Here is a 17,804-nt window from a genome sequence, read left to right as displayed (position 1 = left end):
TCACGCCGGCACGTCGAGCACCGCCTCGTAGAGCGGTGCCGCCACCGCCGGGTCGTCCGCGTCCGCCACCAGCAACACGTGCACGCGCTCACCCTCCACGCGCGCGTCCACGCCCTCCAGCTTCACCTTCGCGTCCACCGCGTCCAGGAACACCGGCGAGCCATCCGGCGCCAGCACGCCCACCGCCGAGCCCGTCACCTTCCCGTCCGCGTAGGCGTCGCGCGTGTCCTCCGCCGCCGCCGTGAAGACGAGCCGCCCGTCCGGCAGCGGCGACGCGTCCGTGAAGGACAGCCGCACGCCACCGGCCCGGCCCAATTCCCACCGCCGCGTGGTGCGCACCACGTCCGGGCCCAGCGTGCCCACCTCCAGCCCGCGCCGCGCGCGCTCCAGGTCCAGGTCCACCAGCGCGTCCACGCCCACGTCCCCGTTGCCCCGGTTGAGCAGCCGCAGCCGCCCGCCCACCACCGCCGCGCCCTCGATGTTGAGCGGCCCCAGCTCCCGCGAGAGCTGCGCGTACAGCGCCGTGCAGTCCACCGTCCGCACCAGGCCCGCCAGCGTCCCGTCAGCGCCCAGCGGCACCACGGCCCCACGCAGCCGCGTCTGGGCGGAACCCGAGGGCAGCGCCAGCAGCGCCCCATGCGGCGCGTCCCCGAGCGGCCCCAGCAGGCACAGCGCCTCCAAATCCGGCTTGGCCGCCTTGCGCGCCTTGGGCTCGCCGGGAAGCGTGCCCGGGAAGAGGCGCACGCTCTTCCCCGGTGCGTCGCCCGTCACCGGGAAGACGGCCAGGTGCAGGGCGTCATCCGCGACGATGTAGAGCCACGCCCCCGCGCGCACCAGGCCACTGGCCGCGGACACGTGCGCGGCGCGGCCGGGCTCCTCCGGGGCGTCGAGGGTGAGCGTGCGCCTGAGGGTGGTGCGAATCATGGCCGTGCCTCCCGCGCGGAAGGCTACCGGCCCGCCAGCGTCAGAGCAGCGTACCGCGCAGAATCAGGCTGGCGACGGTGAAGTAGATGACCACGCCGCTGACGTCCACCAGCGTGGCCACGAAGGGCGCGGACGCGCTCGCGGGGTCGAACCCGAAGCGCCGCAGCACCAGCGGTAGCATGGAGCCGGCCAGCGTGCCGAACGTCACCACGCCCAGCACCGACAGGGCCACCGCGCACCCCAAGAGGAAGAAGTGCTCGCCGTACGCGTCGGACACCGAGTGCCAGATGACGATGCGCAACAGGCCCACCACGCCGAGCACCACGCCGAGCACCACGCCGGACAGCGCCTCGCGCTTGGCCACGCGCCACCAGTCCTTGAGCCGCATCTCCCCCAGCGCCAGCGCGCGGATGATGAGCGTGGACGTCTGGCTGCCGGAGTTGCCGCCCGAGGAGATGATGAGCGGCACGAAGAGGCTCAGCACCACGGCGCTGGCGATTTCGTCCTCGAAGCTGCTCATGGCCGTGGCGGTGAGCATCTGCCCGAGGAAGAGCACCAGCAGCCAGCCGATGCGCTTCTTCAGCATGCCGAAGAAGCCCACCTCGAAGTAGGGCGCCTCCAGGGCCTCCATGCCGCCGACCTTCTGGATGTCCTCGGTGGCCTCTTCCTGCACCACGTCGACGATGTCGTCCACCGTGACGATGCCCTTCATCCGCTGCTGCTCGTCGAGCACCGGCAGGGCCATGAAGCCGTGCTCGCTGAAGAGCCGGCTCACCGCCTCCTGGTCCGTGTTCTCCGCCACGGTGATGACGTCGCGCTGCATGACGTCCGCGACCTTCTTGTCGGGCGCGGCCTGGAACAGCTGCCGCAGCGACAGCACGCCCAGCAGGTGTTGTCCCGCGTCCAGCGCGTAGGCGTAATAGACAGTCTCCACCTTCTCGCGCGCCTGCTTGCGCAGGTAGCCGATGGCCTCGTCGATGCTCATCTCCGGCCGCACGCGGGCGAAGCGCGGATTCATCAGACCGCCGGCGTCGTCCTCCGCGTAGGCCAGCAGCACGTTGACCTCGCGGCGGCTGGCGTCGTCGAGCTGCGAGAGGATGGCGTCCACCTGCTCGGGCTCCACCGCCTGCACCAGGTCCGCCAGGTCGTCCGGCGGCAGCACGCGCACCCAGGTGCGGCGCTCGCCGGGGGGCAGGTGGAGGATGAGCTCCGCCTGGTCTCGCGCGGACAGGCCGATGAAGAAGTCGTCCGCCACGTCGGGCGGCAGCAGCCGGAAGCCCTCCAGCCGCTCGTCGATGGAGAGCACGGGCCACGCCTCGTGCAGGTCCTCCATGGAGAGCGCGGCGCTCTGGGGGCTTTCCATCATCGGCTCACCTCCGGCGGGTGGAGCGCTCGGTACACGCGGCGCGCGGGCCTCTCTACACCCGAGCCGTGGGTACCGCGAGAGGCAGGCAGGCGACTTTCCGCGCTTTTTCTCGCGACTGTTACCCGGGGCCGGAGCCCGCACCGTCCGTGTGGGCTCCAACGGCCCCGTGCACCTTCACCGGACGGCTGGTCGTCTCGGCGGCCTCGCTCTCCGTCCGGGGGCCGGCGCGGGGCAGGGTGACGATGAAGGTGGAGCCCTCCTTCGGCTGGCTCTCCACCTGGATGCGGCCGCCCATCGCCTCCACGAGGTTGCGGGTGATGTAGAGGCCCAGCCCCAGGCCGCCGTAGTGCCGGCCGGACACGGCCCGCTCGAAGCGGCCGAAGATGCGCTCCTGGTCCTTCGGGGAGATGCCGATGCCCTCGTCCCGCACCGTCAGCCGCACCTGGTCTCCCAGGTCCTCCGCGCGGGCATGGATGTCGCGGCCGGCGCCATAGCGGATGGCGTTGGAGAGCAGGTTGGTGACAACCTGCTCCAGCCGGAGCGGGTCCCATCGGCCGTGCGTGTCCTCCGAGTACTCGAGCTTCAGGTTCGAGCCCGCCTTCGCCGCCTCGAGCGCGAACCAGTTCGCCACCTCGCGCAGCACCTCGCCCAGGTCCGTCTCCGCCAGCTCCAGCGCCAGCCGCCCGTGGTTGAGGCGCCCCACGTCCAGCAGCGCGCCCACCAGCGCCGTCAGCTTGCGCACCTGCGCGCGCGCCATGTCCAGGTGGTGCCGCGCCCGCGCGTCCTGGGAGGCGATGCCGTCCCGCCACAGCTCGCGCGCCAGCGTGGCGAGCGTCAGCTGCAGGGGCGTCAGCGGCGTGCGCAGCTCGTGCGAGGCCACGCTGAGGAACTCGTCGCGCACGCGCACCGCGGCCTGGGCTTCGTCATAGAGGCGGGCGTTGTCCAGCGCGAGCGAGGCCCGGCGCGCCAGGTCCTCGGCCACGCGCCGGTCCTGCGCGTCATGGTGCCGGTCCGGGCGCCCGTGGATGAACGTCAGCACGCCGAGCACCTGGTCCCTGGCGCGCAGGGGCACCGACAGCATCGAGGTGATGCCCAGCGCGCGCAGCAGCTCCAGGTGCGGCGCGTCCAGCGCGATGCGCGAGAGCACCGCGTCGTCGACGAAGGGCTCGCACCAGGTCTCCCCGGTGCGCACGGCCGCGGCGGGCCCGTGCGGGGCCTCGAGCTGGAGCGGGTAGCGCCGGGACAGCTCCCGGACCAGCAGCTCCCGGGCCGGGTCTGTGTGCGCCACCGCGAGCCGGTGGAGGCCGCCCTCGGGGTCCACCAGGTCCAGGAAGCAGCCGTCGCCCAGGTGGGGGATGCACTGCCGCACCACCTGGGAGAGCGTGGCCTCCGCCTCCAGCGAGCTGGCCAGCGTGTTGCTCACCCTGGCGAGGAAGGTCTGGTCCTCCTTGGACCGCTTCAGCTCGGTGATGTCGACGAAGCCGGCCACCACCGCCTGGAGCTGGCCCTGGCGGTCCCGAATGGGGCCGGCCTTGAGGTGGAAGATGCGCAGGGCCCCATCGGGCCGGCTGTACAGCACGTCTCGCTCGCTCCAGGGGTTGCCTGTGAGCAGCACCCGGGCAATGGGGTACTCCTCCCCCTTGTAGCGGCGCCCGTCCGGGTGGACGGCGCGGTAGCGGGCGAAGTCGTTGATGCAGGTGGTCTCCAGCATCGCGTGGCCGAGGACTCGCTCGGCCTCCTCGTTGGCGTACAGCGTCCGCCCCGAGGGGGCCTCGGCGATGTGCACCGCGACGGGGAGCTGCTGGAGGATGGACTCCAGCCGGTCCCGCTCCGACTGCTGCCGGGCCAGGAGCCGCTCCCGCTCCTCCTGCGCGTGCCGGAAGGCGGTGACGTCGGTGATGAAGCCCTCCAGCATCTCGGCTTTGCCCTCGGGCCCGTAGAGGCCCACCCCGCGCTCCCACATCCACCGCTCCTCTCCGGAGCGCGTGTGGATGCGGTAGGTGAGGGTGAAGGGGACGCGGGCGGCGAGCGCGTCCTGCACCTCCTTCGTGATTCGCGCGGAGTCCTCCGGAGGGACGAGGTCTCCCCACCGGATGTCGCCCCGGGTGAAGTCCTCGGGCCCGTAGCCACAGAGGGCCCGGCAGCCCTCGCTGGCGTAGACCAGGGGCCAGGGAGGCTCGCGGTGACAGCGGTAGACCATGCCCGGGATGTTTCCGAGCAGGGTGTGCAGCATGCGCTCACTCTCGCGCGCCTGGGCCTCCGCATGGCCGGCACGCGCCTGGGCCTCGTGCCCGGAGTCTTCCTTGCGCCGCAGCTCGAGGAACGTCCGTATCTTGGCGCGCACGACCTCCGGGTGGAGCGGTTCCATCAGGAAGTCCACCCGGCCCAGCGCGTAGCCTCGCAACAGGGCGGCCTCCTCGCACGGAGTCTTCCCCACCAGCAGCAGTGGCGTGCGCTCCAGCTCCGGCGTCGCGCGCAGGTGGAAGGCGGTCTCGAACCCGGTTGTCCAGTCACTCCGGGCGTCGATGAGGACGCAGGCAGGGGACCCGGCGGAGCCTCCCCTGGGTACCGCGTCCCCGGCGCTCACGCGCTGGATGGCATGACCCAGGGGCGCCAGCATGGCCTCCAGGTCCAGCCCCGCACCCGGTGGAGCCTCCACGATGAACATGGGAGGAAGCGCCTCCCTCGCACCTGGACTGGCTTCCTTCATCCGGGTCAAAGGTGATGGCGGAGCGGCGCGTTGCCATCCTCCCCGCTCGCGGCACCGGCGGTGGGAGGACTTCCGCGAGGAGCGTCCGCACGTCAGCCCGCGGAGCGCTCGTACACCACGGTGCTGGCGTTGTTCACGCGGTTGTCGCCCTCCCAGTAGAAGCGGGGGGAGACGAGGCGCAGCTCGGTGCCGAGCGCCGGGTTTCCAGGGAGCAGCTCCAGGCCCAGTGGGCCCTGCTCCGGGGACACCACCGGCAGCACGGAGAAGGCGCCCGCGTGGGTGCCCAGGCGGATGTCGGGGACGATGAAGCCCGCGCGCAGCGGAGAGACGACGGCCTCAATCTGTTGTCCGTCCAGCACCAGCGTGCCCTGCTCCACGAGCGTGTCGCCGGAGACGACCCACCGCCGCAGCGTCTGCCCGGCCGCCTGGAAGGGCTCGCCGACGCGCGTCCACACCACGCCCTCCTCGAAGCCCACGGGCAGGCCCGGCAGCGGCAGGCAGGGCTCGCCCGTGGCGGCGAAGGCGCCGTCCGGCCCGAGCTGGAACGGGCACGCCTCGCTGTTGGGCCAGGCGGTGATTCGCACCACCCGCACCCGGTCCATGGACGTGCGCACCAGCAGGCCCGACGCGCTGTCGGTGCCCATGGGCCCCTCGGCGCCCGAGGTCCACGGGGTGGCGCCCGCGGCGGCGAGGACGCCGGTGTCCGAGAAGGTGAAGCGGTGCAGGCGCTGGCTGTCGAGCACCCACAGCTCGCGCTCCGAGGCGAGCCGGCTCTGGATGGTCATCACCGGCGCCGTGAGGCTGAGCAGCAGCGAGCCGGTCAGCTCCAGGTCGGTGCCCGTGTCCACGAAGCGGCGCACGCGGCCCTCGCTGCCCACGACCCAGACGACATTCCCGACCACCGCCACGTCCGGCGCCAGCGTGGTGGAGGTACCGAGCCGCTGCGTGCGCCCGCCCTCGTGCAGCGCCACGCCATCACACACCCAGGTGCCCCGCGTGGTGCGGTCCAGCTGCGTGCAGCGGGGCAGCGGCAGCGTGGTGGCGGTGGGGCGCCCGCTCCAGTCCTTCGCCACGTAGACGCCCAGCTGCTGGACGCTGCCCACGGGGGCGAAGGCGACGAGGACGTGGTGGCGCCCGCTCGTCCTGGGAGTGAAACGGACGGAGGCGGACACTCCGTTCACTGTGAGACTCACCTCGGAGGGGAGGAGGTGGTTGTCCGGGTCGAACACCTCCGCGGAGACGCTGTCCGGCACCTGGGAGGCGGCGCTGTCGTTGCAGGAGAGCGTCTGGACGGCGGAGACCTCGAGCGACGCCGGGACACCCACACGGAACGAGGGCGGGCCGGAGGAGCCTCCGTTGAAGAGGGGCGTGGTGATGCAGGAGTCGTCGGAGGCCGCACAGCCACAGAGGGCGACCAGCGCTGTCAGGGCGAGCAGGGGAGCGGTCTTCATCGGGGGGGAGGCCGTCCAGCAGGGCCCCTTCCCCCTCTTACCTCCATTCGCCCCCTCGGGTCAGCCCCAGGTGGCCAGAGGTGTCACACGGAGGATGCGACAGCCCCGTGTCAGGCATTGATTTTCCGCCGCGTCTCTTTTCGCTGAAAGGAGCGGTGACCATGAACTCGGCGAACCTGATGAACCTCGAAGCCCTCAACAACCCTGCTGCCACCGCTCCCGCCCCCGTGCCTGGTCCCGCCGCTTGCGGTCGACCGCCCGGACTCTGACGCCCGCACGCTTCGTCACCCGAAGCCGCGAGGTGACCAGAGGCCGGGCTCCCAGAGGGGAACCCGGCCTCTGCCGTTTCCGGGTCAGTGCGCAACACATGCAGCCGTGGCCGAGAGGTGAGGCACCTGAGCGCCACTCAGGACAATGCGGGTTCGAGTCCCGCCGACTGCTTATCGGGGTGTAGCTCAGCTTGGACAAGAGCGCGCGCTTGGGGTGCGCGAGGTCGCTGGTTCGAATCCAGTCATCCCGACTCGAAACACCCTGTTTCACATGGGATCATGGCTCAACGGGAGAGCACCCGGCTGGCGTCCGGGAGATCCGGGTTCGATTCCCGGTGGTTCCACAACTGATGGCCGAGCCGCTCCGCCACCTGTGTGGCGTGAGGCGCGCTCAGCAACGTGAAGTGGTCTCCAGGCGCCTCGCACACCGTGAGCGCGCCCGTGAGCCACGCGCGCCAGCCCAGGTCTTCCGGACGCATGCGGGAGTCGGTGCTCCGGAACAGGAGCGCCGGGCCCGCCCAGGTGCTGGCCGGTACGTAGGCCTGCTGTGCGGCGGCGAGCCGCTGGACGAGGGCGAAGAGCCGCTCGGCACCGTCCGCGTCGACTGAGGGCGACTGCTCCAGCACGCGGGCCAATTGCTCCTTCGGCTCCAGGCTTCGCAGGTGCTCCAGGTCCAGCTGCAGGTCCTGCCACGACACGCCGAGCATCCGGCCGAAGGCCGCCAGCAGGCCGAGCCCATCCGGCGCCGGACGCGGCTGTGTCTCGGGCGCTTCGGTATCCAGGAGGGCCAGCAACGCCACCGGCTCGCCCGCGGCTTGAAGCTGGAGTGTCATCTCGTACGCCACCAGTCCGCCGAAGGACCAACCTCCCAGCAGATAGGGCCCGCGAGGCTGCACGGCGCGCACCTGTGCGAGGTAGTCGCGCGCCAGGGCTTCGATGGAGACGTCGTCGTCCGACTCGGAAGCGTGCAGGCCGTATACGGGGCCGTGGCCGCGCAGCTCGCGCACCAGTTCGGAGTAGCCCCGCACGCTGCCTCCGCCACCGTGCACGAGGAAGAGGGGACGCTCGGAAGAGTTCCCCACGTCCAACAGCACCAGGTTGCGCGTGGAGACGGACGCCTGCTGCATCCGCCGCGCGAGCCGCTCCACCGTGGAGTCCTGGAAGAGGACCGCCACCGGTAGCACCTGCCCGGTGTGCTCGCGGATGCGGGAGACCAGGCGCAGGGCCAGCAGCGAGTGGCCGCCCAGCGCGAAGAAGTCGTCGCTGACACTCACGCGAGGCACACGCAGCACGTCCGCGAAGGCCGCGGCGAGCTGTTCTTCCAGTGGAGTCCGGGGCGCGATGAAGGGCGCGCTCTCGCTCCGAAGCTGGGTGTCCGGTGCGGGCAGGCGTCGTCGGTCGACCTTTCCAGTTGGCGTCAGCGGCAGTGCCTCCAGCTTCACCAGGTGGGAGGGCACCATGAACGCCGGCAGCCGGGCCGCGAGCGAATGGCGCAGCGCCTCCGGCTCCCAGGCCACGTCTGGGTCTGCGACGACGTAGGCCACCAGTCGCTTGTCGCCGGGGACGTCCTCGCGAACCATCGCGGCCACCTCGCGCACGACGGGAAGTGAGCGCAGGGCGGCTTCGACTTCGGACAACTCGATGCGGTAGCCGCGCACCTTCACCTGCGCGTCCGCGCGGCCGAGGAACTCCAGCACGCCGTCACTCCGCCAGCGTGCGAGGTCCCCGGTGCGATAGAGCCGTGCACCAGGCACACCGGAGAAGGAGTCCGGGACGAAGCGCTCCGCGGTGAGAGCGGGCTGGCCCACGTAGCCACGGGCCAAGCCATCGCCACCGACGAACAGCTCTCCGGTGACGCCCACCGGCACGGGCTGGCCGGAGGCATCCAGCAGGTATACCTGCGTATTGCCAATGGGTCGGCCGATGGGCACGGAGGTGCCCACGTGGGCGACGTCCGTCATGCGGTGGCAGGAGGTGAAGAGGGTGCCCTCCGTCGGGCCGTAGCAGGCAGTCACCGGAATGAACATTCCTTCCAGCACTCGCCGGACATGGGGCGCGCTCACCACGTCACCGCCGGTGAGGAGCTGCTTCACCGTCTTCAGCCCGGGCAGGTGGCTGTCCACCATCTGCGAGAAGAGTCCCGCTGTGAGATGCAGCGTCGTCACGCCGTGCTTCACCAACACCGACTCCAGCTCGTACACATCCGAGGGCGAGTGCGGTGGGAAGACAACGAGCCGAGCCCCATGCAGCAGCGGCCCCCACAGCTCCAGGGTGGAAGCATCGAAGGACACAGGGGCGATGAGGAGGAACGTCTCGTCCGGTCCGAGGTGCGCGTAGTCGACCCCGAAGAGGGTGCGAAGCACGGCGGCCTGCGGAGTGCCCACACCCTTGGGCCGGCCCGTCGAGCCAGACGTGAAGTCGATATACGCGAGGCTATCTGGCAGCGCGGTCATGGACGGCGCCTGCGTGGGCAGGCCCGCCAGGGACACCTCTCCCAGCACCACGGTGGACAGTCCGTCGGCGGGCAGCTTCGCCAGCAGCTCGCGCGTGGTAATGAGCACGGTGGGACGAGCGTCCTCCTCCATCGCGGCGAGCCGCTCGCGCGGGTACGTCGGGTCCAGCGGCACGTAGGCGCCACCGGCCTTGAGGATGCCCACCAGCGAGACAATCAGCTCCAGCGAGCGCTCCAGCGCCACGGCCACGCGCGAGTCCGTGGACACGCCAAGGTCGCGCAAATGCCAGGCGAGCTGATTCGCGCGCTCATTGAGTTGCCGGTAGGTGAGCGCCGCGTCACCGAACTCGACGGCGACCTTGTCGGGGAAACGGGCCACCACCCGCGCGAAGACCTCGGGCAGGGTGGAGTCACGCGGGTACTCGGAAGCCGTGGCATTCCACTCCACCAGCAGCCGCCGTCGCTCGGCAGTCGTCAGCATGGAGACCGATGCGAGGGGCGCGTCGGGCCGGGTGGCGAGGGCCTCCACCAGCGTGACGAAGTGGGCCGCCATGCGCGCGGCGGTCTGCGCCTCGAACAGGTCGGTGTTGTAGTCGAGCGTGCCCTGGTAGCCCTCGGGCGCTTCCATCAGGTTCAGCTGCAGCTCGAACTTGGCCGCGGCACCTTCCACCTCCAGTGGGTGCAGCGACAGCGCCCCGTGCCGGAGCGAAGGCATGGGCGTGTTCTGCAACGCGAAGAGCACCTGGAACAGCGGGGCGCGGCTCAAGTCTCGCGCGGGCTGGAGCGCTTCCACCAGTTGCTCGAAGGGCACGTCCTGATGGGCATAGGCCCCCAGGGCCGTCTCGCGGACCTGTCGCAGCAGGTGCAGGAACGAAGCACGAACGTCCACGTGGGCGCGCAGCACCAGCGTGTTGACGAAGAACCCGACGAGCCCTTCCAGTTCACCGTGGTGCCGGCCCGCGATGGGCGAGCCGACGGCGATGTCCTCCTGTCCCGTGTAGCGCGACAGCAACACCTGGAAGACGGCGAGCAGCGCCATGAAGGGCGTGGCTCCCGCCTGCTGGCACACCGCCCGGAGCGCGCGAGAGGCCACGGACGAGAGGACGACAGGGACCTGGGCACCGTGGAACGTCCGCACGGGCGGGCGCGGCCTGTCCGTGGGCAGTTCCAGCGTTGCGAGTCCCGAGAGGTGCTGGCGCCACCAGGAGAGCTGCTCGTCCAGCACGTCGCCCTGGAGCCACTGGCGTTGCCAGACGGCATAGTCCGCGTACTGGAGCGAGGGCGCGGGCAGCGGCGAGGGCCGGCCATGGCTGAAGGCTTCGTAGAGCGCCGCGACTTCACGCAGCAGCACGCCCATGGACCACGCGTCCGAGACGATGTGGTGCATGTTCAGCGCGAGCACGTGCTCCAGCGGCCCCCGCTTCCACAGCCGCGCGTGGATGAGCGGGCCGGTGGCGAGGTCGAAGCTGTGCCGCAGTTGCCCGCGAAGCTGCCCTCGCAGCGTGTCCTCGGCGGCCTCGGGCGCCAGTCCACTCAGGTCCACGAGGTCCAGTCGCAGTTCCTCGTGGGGAGCGATGCGCTGGCGCGGCTCACCGTCCACCTGGATGAAGGTGGTCCGCAGCGCCTCGTGCCGGCGCATCAACTCCGAGAGCGCGCGCCGGAGTGACTCCACGTCCAGCGCACCTTCCAGCCGTACGAAGGCGGGCATGTTGTACGTGGCGCCGCCGGGCTCCAGTTGGTCGATGAACCACAGTCGCTGCTGAGCGAAGGACAAAGGCACGGGGCCCGTGCGCGGCACGGGGACAAGCGGCGGCGGTGCAGCCGGTGCCACCACGCCCCGCGCGCGCAGCCCACGGACCACCTGGCGAGAGTGCGCGTGCAGCTCTGCCCAGGTGAGGGCGTGGCCCTCATGGTCCCCCGCGACGGCCTCCGGCCACAGACGGGCCTGCGCCTGGAGCAGCCGTTCCAGGCAGGCGTCCTCCGCCGTGGCAGTGGCGGGCTGGTTCCACGCCTCGAACAACAGGTGACGCTCTCCGGATGTGAGCATGGGCAGCGCGGAGAGGCGGCGCTCCGGCGTGGCGAGGGCCTCCTGCAGCAGCGTGCGAAGGTGGCCGACCATGCGGCCCGCGGTCGCCGCGTCGAAAAGGTCGGTGTTGTACTCCAGCACGCCCTTGAGCCCCTGGTCCGTGTCGCTCAGTGCCAGCGTCAGGTCGAACTTCGCGGTGCTGCCCTCCACCTCGATGCGGTGAAGGCTCAAGCCCGGGCCCATCATCTCGGGCATGGGCGCGTTCTGATACGCGAGCATCACCTGGAAGAGGGGCGAGCGGCTCGAATCCCGCTCGGGCCGCAGCGCCTCCACCAGCTTCTCGAAGGGGACGTCCTGGTGCTCGTACGCCCCGAGCGCCACGTCGCGCACGCGGCCGAGCAGCTCGCGGAAGGTCGGGTCTCCGTCCAGCCGAGTGCGCAGCACCAGCGTGTTGACGAAGAAGCCGATGAGCCCCTCCAACTCGGCGTGGTGCCGGCCGGCGATGGGCGAGCCCACGCAGACGTCCTCCTGTCCGCTGTAGCGGGCCAGCAGGGTCTGGAACGCGGCGAGCACCACCATGGACGGCGTGACGCCCTCGCGGCGGCAGAGCGCGTGCATCGCATCCGACAGCGCGCGGGGGAACTGGAAGGGCCAGGCCGCGCCACGGAAGGACTGGGTCCGGGGACGCGGGCGGTCGGTGGGAAGCTCCAGGGCGCGCGGTGCGCCGTGGAGCTGTCGCCGCCACCAGCCGAGCTGTGCCTCCAGCGCTTCATCGCGCAGCCAGCCGCGCTGCCAGAGGGCGAAGTCCGGATACTGCACCGGCAGCGGCTTCAGTTGTGGCGTCCGGCCCTCCAGGTGGGCTGCATACAGGGAGGTCAATTCCTGGATGAGCACGCCCATGGACCACGCATCGGAGATGACATGGTGCATGGTCAGCAGCAGCACGTGGCGCTGCTCGCCCAGGCGCACCAGGAGCACGCGCCAGAGCGGGCCGGCTTCGAAGTCGAAGACCTGTCGCGCCTCGTCCTCGACGAGGGCCCGCAGCGCGGTCTCCTGCTCCGGCACTGTCTCCAGGTCCATCCACCCGGCGGGGAGTGGAGGCTCGGGAGCGATGACCTGGATTGGGCCTGCTTCTGCGTCGCGGAAGGTCGTGCGCAGGGACTCGTGGCGCTGCTGCAAGGCCCGCAGGGCGCGTGCGAAGGCGGGCACGTCGAGCACGCCTTCCAGTCGCACGGCCGCGGGCAGGTTGTAGGCGGCGCTTTCGGGCTCCAGCTTCGCGAAGAACCACAGGCGCTGCTGCGCGAAGGACAGGGGCAGGCTTTCGCCGCGCGGCGCGGGCTTGAGCGCCGGCACCGCGAGCGCGTTCCGCACGGCACCCAGGGCCTCCAGGCGGCGGGCCACGGCCTCCACTGTGGGCGCGGTGAAGAAGTCAGCCAGGGGCAGCTCCACCTGGAACGCGCGGCGGATGCGCGAGAGGACCTGCGTGGCGCTCAGGGAGTGGCCACCCAGCTCGAAGAAGTCGTCCTCGGCGCCCACCGTTCCGGTGTGGAGCACCTCTGCATAGAGCGTCGCGAGCAGTTGCTCGGTGTCCGTGCGCGGAGCCCGAGAGGGCGCGCGGCGCAGCAGGGTGGCATCCGGTGTGGGCAGGGCCTTGCGGTCCACCTTGCCGTTGGACGTGAGAGGGAAGGCGTCCAACACCACCACGGCCGAGGGCACCATGTACTCGGGCAGCCGCTCCTTGAGCAGCGCGCGGAGCGCTCCTGGGTTGGGCGACTCGGGGCCCACCACATAACCCACGAGGAGCTTGTCACCCGGCGCATCCTCGCGAGCGAGCACCACTGCCTCTCTCACCCCGTCGCACGCCAGCAGGGCGGCTTCGACTTCGGACAATTCGATGCGGTAGCCGCGCACCTTCACCTGGGCATCCGCACGACCGAGGAACTCCAGCACGCCGTCACTCCGCCAGCGCGCGAGGTCACCGGTGCGGTAGAGCCGTGCTCCGGGCACACCGGAGAAGGAGTCCGGAACGAAGCGCTCCGCGGTGAGAGCGGGCTGGCCCACGTAGCCACGGGCCACGCCATCGCCACCGACGAACAGCTCTCCGGTGACTCCCACGGGCACGGGCTGGCCGGAGGCATCCAGCAGATACACCTGCGTGTTTCCGATGGGCCGGCCGATGGGGACGGAGGTGCCCACGTGGGCGACGTCCGTCATGCGGTGGCAGGAGGTGAAGAGGGTGCCCTCGGTGGGGCCGTAGCAGGCCGTCACCGGAATGCGCAGCTCCTCCAGCACCCGGCGCACATGCGGCGCGCTCACCACGTCACCACCGGTGAGCAGCTGCTTCACACCGCGCAGTGCGGTGAGGCCGTGCTCCACCACCTGGGTGAACAGGCCCGCCGTGAGGTGCAGCGTGGTGACCCCGTGCTTCACCAGCACGGCTTCGAGTTCCTTCAGGTCGCTGGGAGGACGTGGCGGGAAGACGACGAGCTTGGCCCCATGCAGCAGCGGCCCCCATAGCTCCAGGGTGGACGCATCGAAGGACACGGGAGCGATGAGGAGGAACGTCTCATCCGGCCCGAGGTGCGCGTAGTCGACCCCGAAGACGGTGCGAAGCACGGCGGCCTGCGGAGTGCCGACCCCCTTGGGCCGCCCCGTCGAGCCAGACGTGAAGTCGATATACGCAAGGCTGCGAGGATGCGCGGTGTGCGGCGGCGCATGTGTGGGCTGCTCGGAGAGTCGAGCCTCTTCCACGAGCACCGCGTGCGTCACCGCTGGGAGCGCCTCGACGAAGGCTCGAGTGGTGATGAGCACGTGAGGCGCTGCGTCCTCCACCATCGCGGCGAGTCGCTCACGCGGATACCCCGGGTCCAGCGGCACATAGGCACCACCGGCCTTGAGGATTCCCACCAGCGAGACAATCAGCTCCAGCGAGCGCTCCAGCGCCACGGCCACGCGCGAATCGGTGGAAACACCCAGGCCACGCAGGTGCCAGGCGAGCTGATTCGCGCGCTCATCCAGTTGCCGGTAGGTGAGCGTCGCGTCACCGAACTCGACGGCGACCTTGTCGGGGGAGCGGGCCACCACCCGAGCGAAGACCTCGGGCAGGGTGGAGTCACGCGGGTACTCGGAGGCCGTGGCGTTCCACTCCACCAGCAGGCGCCGGGCCTCTTCAGACGCAACGGCCTTGCGTGTCCCGGAGCTCCGTGACTCCAGCTCGCGCGCGACATCCTCCAGGGGACGCGTGGGCCGCGGGCGCGACTCCTGGCGTCTGGCCGGCGCCGGTGCCGCCCGTCCCGCGAGGGCCTCGTCGATGAGGCGAGCCACCGCTTCGACGGTGGGGGACTCGAAGAGGCGGCGAAGAGGCAGCTCCACGCCGAACGCGTGACGGATGCGGCTGACTGCCTGCGTGGCCAGGAGCGAGTGGCCGCCCAGGTCGAAGAAGCTGTCCTCGGCCCCCACGCGCTTCACGCCGAGCAGCTCCTGCCAGAGTCCTGCCAGGCGCTCCTCGGTGGCTGTGCGCGGTGCCACGTATTCCCGCGCGGCCATCCCCGAGAGGTCCGCGGCCGGCAGGGCCTTGCGGTCCACCTTGCCATTCGGCGTGAGCGGCATGGCCGGCAGCACCACGATGGCCGAGGGCACCATGTACTCGGGCAGGGTCTCCTTCAGTGCGGCACGCAGCGCGGCGCTGTCCGTCTGCACGCCCTCGTGCGCCACGACGTAGGCCACCAGGCGCTTCCCTCCGGGGCCGTCCTCGCGCGCCATGACCACGGCCTCGCGCACCGGGGGCAGCTTCGACAGCGCGGCCTCCACCTCACCCAGCTCGATGCGGAAGCCGCGCACCTTCACCTGCGCATCCGCGCGGCCGACGAACTCCAGCGTGCCGTCCTCGCGCCAGCGCACCACGTCGCCGGTGCGGTACAGGCGCGCTCCTGCCTCACCGGAGAATGGGTCCGGCAGGAAGCGCTCGGCGGTGAGCCCCGGCCTTCCCGCGTAGCCGCGCGCCACACCCACGCCGCCGATGAACAGCTCGCCCTTCACGCCCACGGGCACGGGTTCGCCGCGCGCGTCCAGCACGTGCGCGCGCACGTTGGCCAGCGGGCGGCCGATGGAGGGCACGCGCCCGTCCGCGACGCACTCGGTGAGCGTGGCCACCACCGTGGCCTCTGTCGGGCCGTAGCTGTTGACGAAGCGCCGGCCCGGAGTGGCCCAGCGCGCGACCACCTCGGCGGGCAGGGTCTCACCTCCGGAGATGATGGTGCGCAGCGCCGGAAGCTCCTCGACGGGCGTGGCCGCGAGGGCCGCTGGGGTGAGGCTGATGACGGTGACGGCCTCGTCGCGCAGCAGCTTCTGCAGCGGCGCGCCGGGCATCAACTCCTCCAGCGGCGCCTGCACCAGCGTGGCGCCGGAGCACAGCGTGGTGAAGACCTCCTCCACGGACAGGTCGAAGGAGAGGCTGGCGAACTGCAACACGCGACTGTCCGGGCCGATGCCGTACGCCACTGCCTCCTGCGTCACCAGGTTCGCGACGCCGCGGTGCTCGACGGCGGTGCCCTTGGGGGTGCCGGTGCTACCGGACGTGTAGAGCAGGTAGGCCAGGTGGCACGGCTCCACGCCCGTCACCGGCGCTTCCGTGCGCTCGCGAGACAGCGCGTCCTTCTCCGAGTCGAGGCAGATCGCGCGGGCGTGGTGCGCCTCGGAGAAGCGCTCCAGCAAGGCGGACTGTGTCACCAGCACCGAGGCGCCGCTGTCCTCCAGCATGAACGCCAGTCGCTCACGCGGCAGCAGCGGATCCACCGGCACCCAGGCACCACCCGCCTTGAGGATGCCGAGCAACCCTACCGCCAGCTCCAGCGAGCGCTCCACACTGAGCGCGACACGTGTCTCCGGCCCCACGCCCCGGCGGCGCAGCGCGTGCGCGAGCTGGTTGGCACGGACGTCGAGCTGCGAATACGTCAGCGACTGTCCCCGGAACCGCAGCGCCACGGCGTCGGGAGTGCGCCGGGCCTGCGCCTCGAAGAGCGTGTGGATGCACGCCTCGGGAAAAGGCGCCGACGTGCCGGTCCACGCACCGCCAATCCGCTGACGCTCGGCTGACTCCATCAGGGGCAGCTCGGAGATGCGGAGGTCCGGATTCGCGACGGCGGCTTCGAGCAACGTGCTCAGGTGCGCGAGCAGCCGCTGCACGGTGCCGGGCTCGAACAGGTCCGTGTTGTATTCGGCGGCGAGGCGCAGGCCCTGTTCTTCCGGCAGCTCCACCGCCAGCAGGGACACGTCCGCCTTGCTGGTCCGGTTGTCCACCGGCTGCGCATCCATCACCAGCCCCGGCAGCCGCAGCGGAGGCATGGGGGCGTTCTGCAAGGTCAGCGCGACCTGGAACAGAGGCGCGACACTGAGCTGGCGCCCGGGCTTGAGCGCATCCACCAGCTTCTCGAAGGGCACATCCTGGTGCGCATACGCGCCCAGGGTCGTCTCGCGCACGCGGCCCAGCAGCGTGCGGAAGGCGGGCTGTCCGGACACGTCCGTGCGCAGCGCCAGGGTGTTGGTGAACAGGCCGATGAGGCCCTCCAAATCAGCGCGGCCACGGCCCGCGACGGACGTGCCCACCACGATGTCCGGCTGGCCCGTGTAGCGGTGCAGCAGCGCCTGGAAGCCGGCCAGCAGCACGGTGAAGAGGGTGCCTCCCTCCGCGCGCGCCAGGGACTTCAACCCCTCGAGCAGCGACGGGGGCAGCACCACCGTGAGGCGGGCGCCGCGTCCGGAAGGCACGGCCGGGCGAGGCCGGTCCGTGGGCAGCTCCAGCACCGCATCCGCGTCCAACCGCTCACGCCACCAGCGGACCTGGGACTCCAGCACTTCGCCCTGGAGGTACTCGCGCTGCCAGGCGGCATAGTCCGCGTACTGCATGCGGGGCGCGGGCAGCGGCGAGGGCTGTCCCGCCGCGAGCGCCGGATACAGCGCGCTCAGCTCCCGGACCAGCACTCCCAGGGACCAGCCGTCCGAGACGATGTGGTGCAGGTTGAGGAGCAGCACGTGCTCGAGCGCACCCAGCCGGTACAGCACGGTGCGCAGCAGCGGCCCCTTCTCCAGGTCGAAGGGCTGACACGCATCGGTGGTGAGCCTCCGCCACGCCTCGGTCTCGCGATCGGCTTCTGGCAAACCCTGGAGGTCCACCACGGGCAGGGACACGCTCCCCGACGCGGCGACCAGCTGGACAGGGCGCCCGTCCTCTTCGACGAAGGTGGTGCGCAGTGACGCATGGCGTTGCACCAGCGCCTGGAGGCTGGCGCGCAGGGCCGCGTCATCCAGCGTCCCGGACAGGCGCACGGCCACGGGAATGTTGAAGGCCGCGCTGCCCGGGCTGAGCCGGTCCTGGAACCACAGCCGCTCCTGACCGAAGGACACGGGGACCCGGTGGACTTCACGGGCCTTGTTCCGCAACAGCTCCGCCAGGCGCGCGCGCTTCTGCTCCGGCGTGAGCGCGGCGGCCCCGCCATCCATCCTCGACCCCGTTGAATCCATGGTGAGGAGGATATTCGGGCTATCACCTTCTCATGTTTCCGCTCTCCGGCAGTGAGAAGGCGTTTCGATGGCGCCCTTCACGCCAGG

General features: G+C 71.0%; 4 protein-coding genes, 3 tRNA genes and 1 pseudogene. 3 read left to right on the top strand and 5 right to left on the bottom strand.

Annotated elements, in window-relative coordinates; translation table 11 throughout:
- The 4 genes from G4D86_RS44350 to G4D86_RS44335 form a co-directional block, all read right to left on the bottom strand.
- On the bottom strand, positions 1 to 924 hold the full coding sequence (locus tag G4D86_RS44350; protein WP_164001052.1) for a DUF6929 family protein: 924 nt from the start codon (positions 922 to 924) through the stop codon (positions 1 to 3).
- Between the two features lie 40 nt (positions 925 to 964).
- Positions 965 to 2,290 (bottom strand): magnesium transporter, encoded by a 1,326-nt coding sequence (gene mgtE / locus G4D86_RS44345; protein WP_164001050.1) that lies wholly within the window; start codon positions 2,288 to 2,290, stop codon positions 965 to 967.
- Between the two features lie 118 nt (positions 2,291 to 2,408).
- On the bottom strand, positions 2,409 to 4,958 hold the full coding sequence (locus G4D86_RS44340) for an ATP-binding protein (RefSeq protein WP_164001049.1): 2,550 nt from the start codon (positions 4,956 to 4,958) through the stop codon (positions 2,409 to 2,411).
- A gap of 134 nt (positions 4,959 to 5,092) precedes the next feature.
- Positions 5,093 to 6,451: a hypothetical protein gene (locus G4D86_RS44335; protein WP_164001047.1), complete on the bottom strand. Its 1,359-nt coding sequence runs from the start codon at positions 6,449 to 6,451 to the stop codon at positions 5,093 to 5,095.
- Positions 6,452 to 6,820: 369 nt separating this feature from the next.
- On the opposite strand from G4D86_RS44335, the gene G4D86_RS44330 reads away from it, so the two are divergent.
- The 3 genes from G4D86_RS44330 to G4D86_RS44320 all read left to right on the top strand — a co-directional run bounded on the left by G4D86_RS44330 (position 6,821) and on the right by G4D86_RS44320 (position 7,064).
- Positions 6,821 to 6,892 (top strand) — tRNA-Gly (locus G4D86_RS44330).
- Between the two features lie 3 nt (positions 6,893 to 6,895).
- Positions 6,896 to 6,971: transfer RNA gene (locus tag G4D86_RS44325), tRNA-Pro, on the top strand.
- A gap of 22 nt (positions 6,972 to 6,993) precedes the next feature.
- A tRNA-Ala gene (locus tag G4D86_RS44320) sits at positions 6,994 to 7,064 on the top strand.
- A gap of 63 nt (positions 7,065 to 7,127) precedes the next feature.
- Here the strand turns inward: G4D86_RS44320 and G4D86_RS54395 are convergent.
- Positions 7,128 to 17,696, bottom strand: a pseudogene (locus tag G4D86_RS54395) (non-ribosomal peptide synthetase); the annotation flags it as partial.
- Between the last annotated feature and the right edge of the window lie 108 nt (positions 17,697 to 17,804).

This window comes from Pyxidicoccus caerfyrddinensis, assembly GCF_010894405.1.
GTDB lineage: Bacteria > Myxococcota > Myxococcia > Myxococcales > Myxococcaceae > Myxococcus > Myxococcus caerfyrddinensis.
Note: the sequence above shows the minus strand (reverse complement) of the source record. Positions and strands in the feature narration are given on the sequence as shown.

What these genes read in the sequence shown, in the direction of transcription:
- G4D86_RS44350 (WP_164001052.1), bottom strand. Translation starts at nt 924, where the DNA reads ATGATTCGCACCACCCTCAGGCGCACGCTCACCCTCGACGCCCCGGAG.
- mgtE (WP_164001050.1), bottom strand. Translation starts at nt 2,290, where the DNA reads ATGATGGAAAGCCCCCAGAGCGCCGCGCTCTCCATGGAGGACCTGCAC.
- G4D86_RS44340 (WP_164001049.1), bottom strand. Translation starts at nt 4,958, where the DNA reads ATGTTCATCGTGGAGGCTCCACCGGGTGCGGGGCTGGACCTGGAGGCC.
- G4D86_RS44335 (WP_164001047.1), bottom strand. Translation starts at nt 6,451, where the DNA reads ATGAAGACCGCTCCCCTGCTCGCCCTGACAGCGCTGGTCGCCCTCTGT.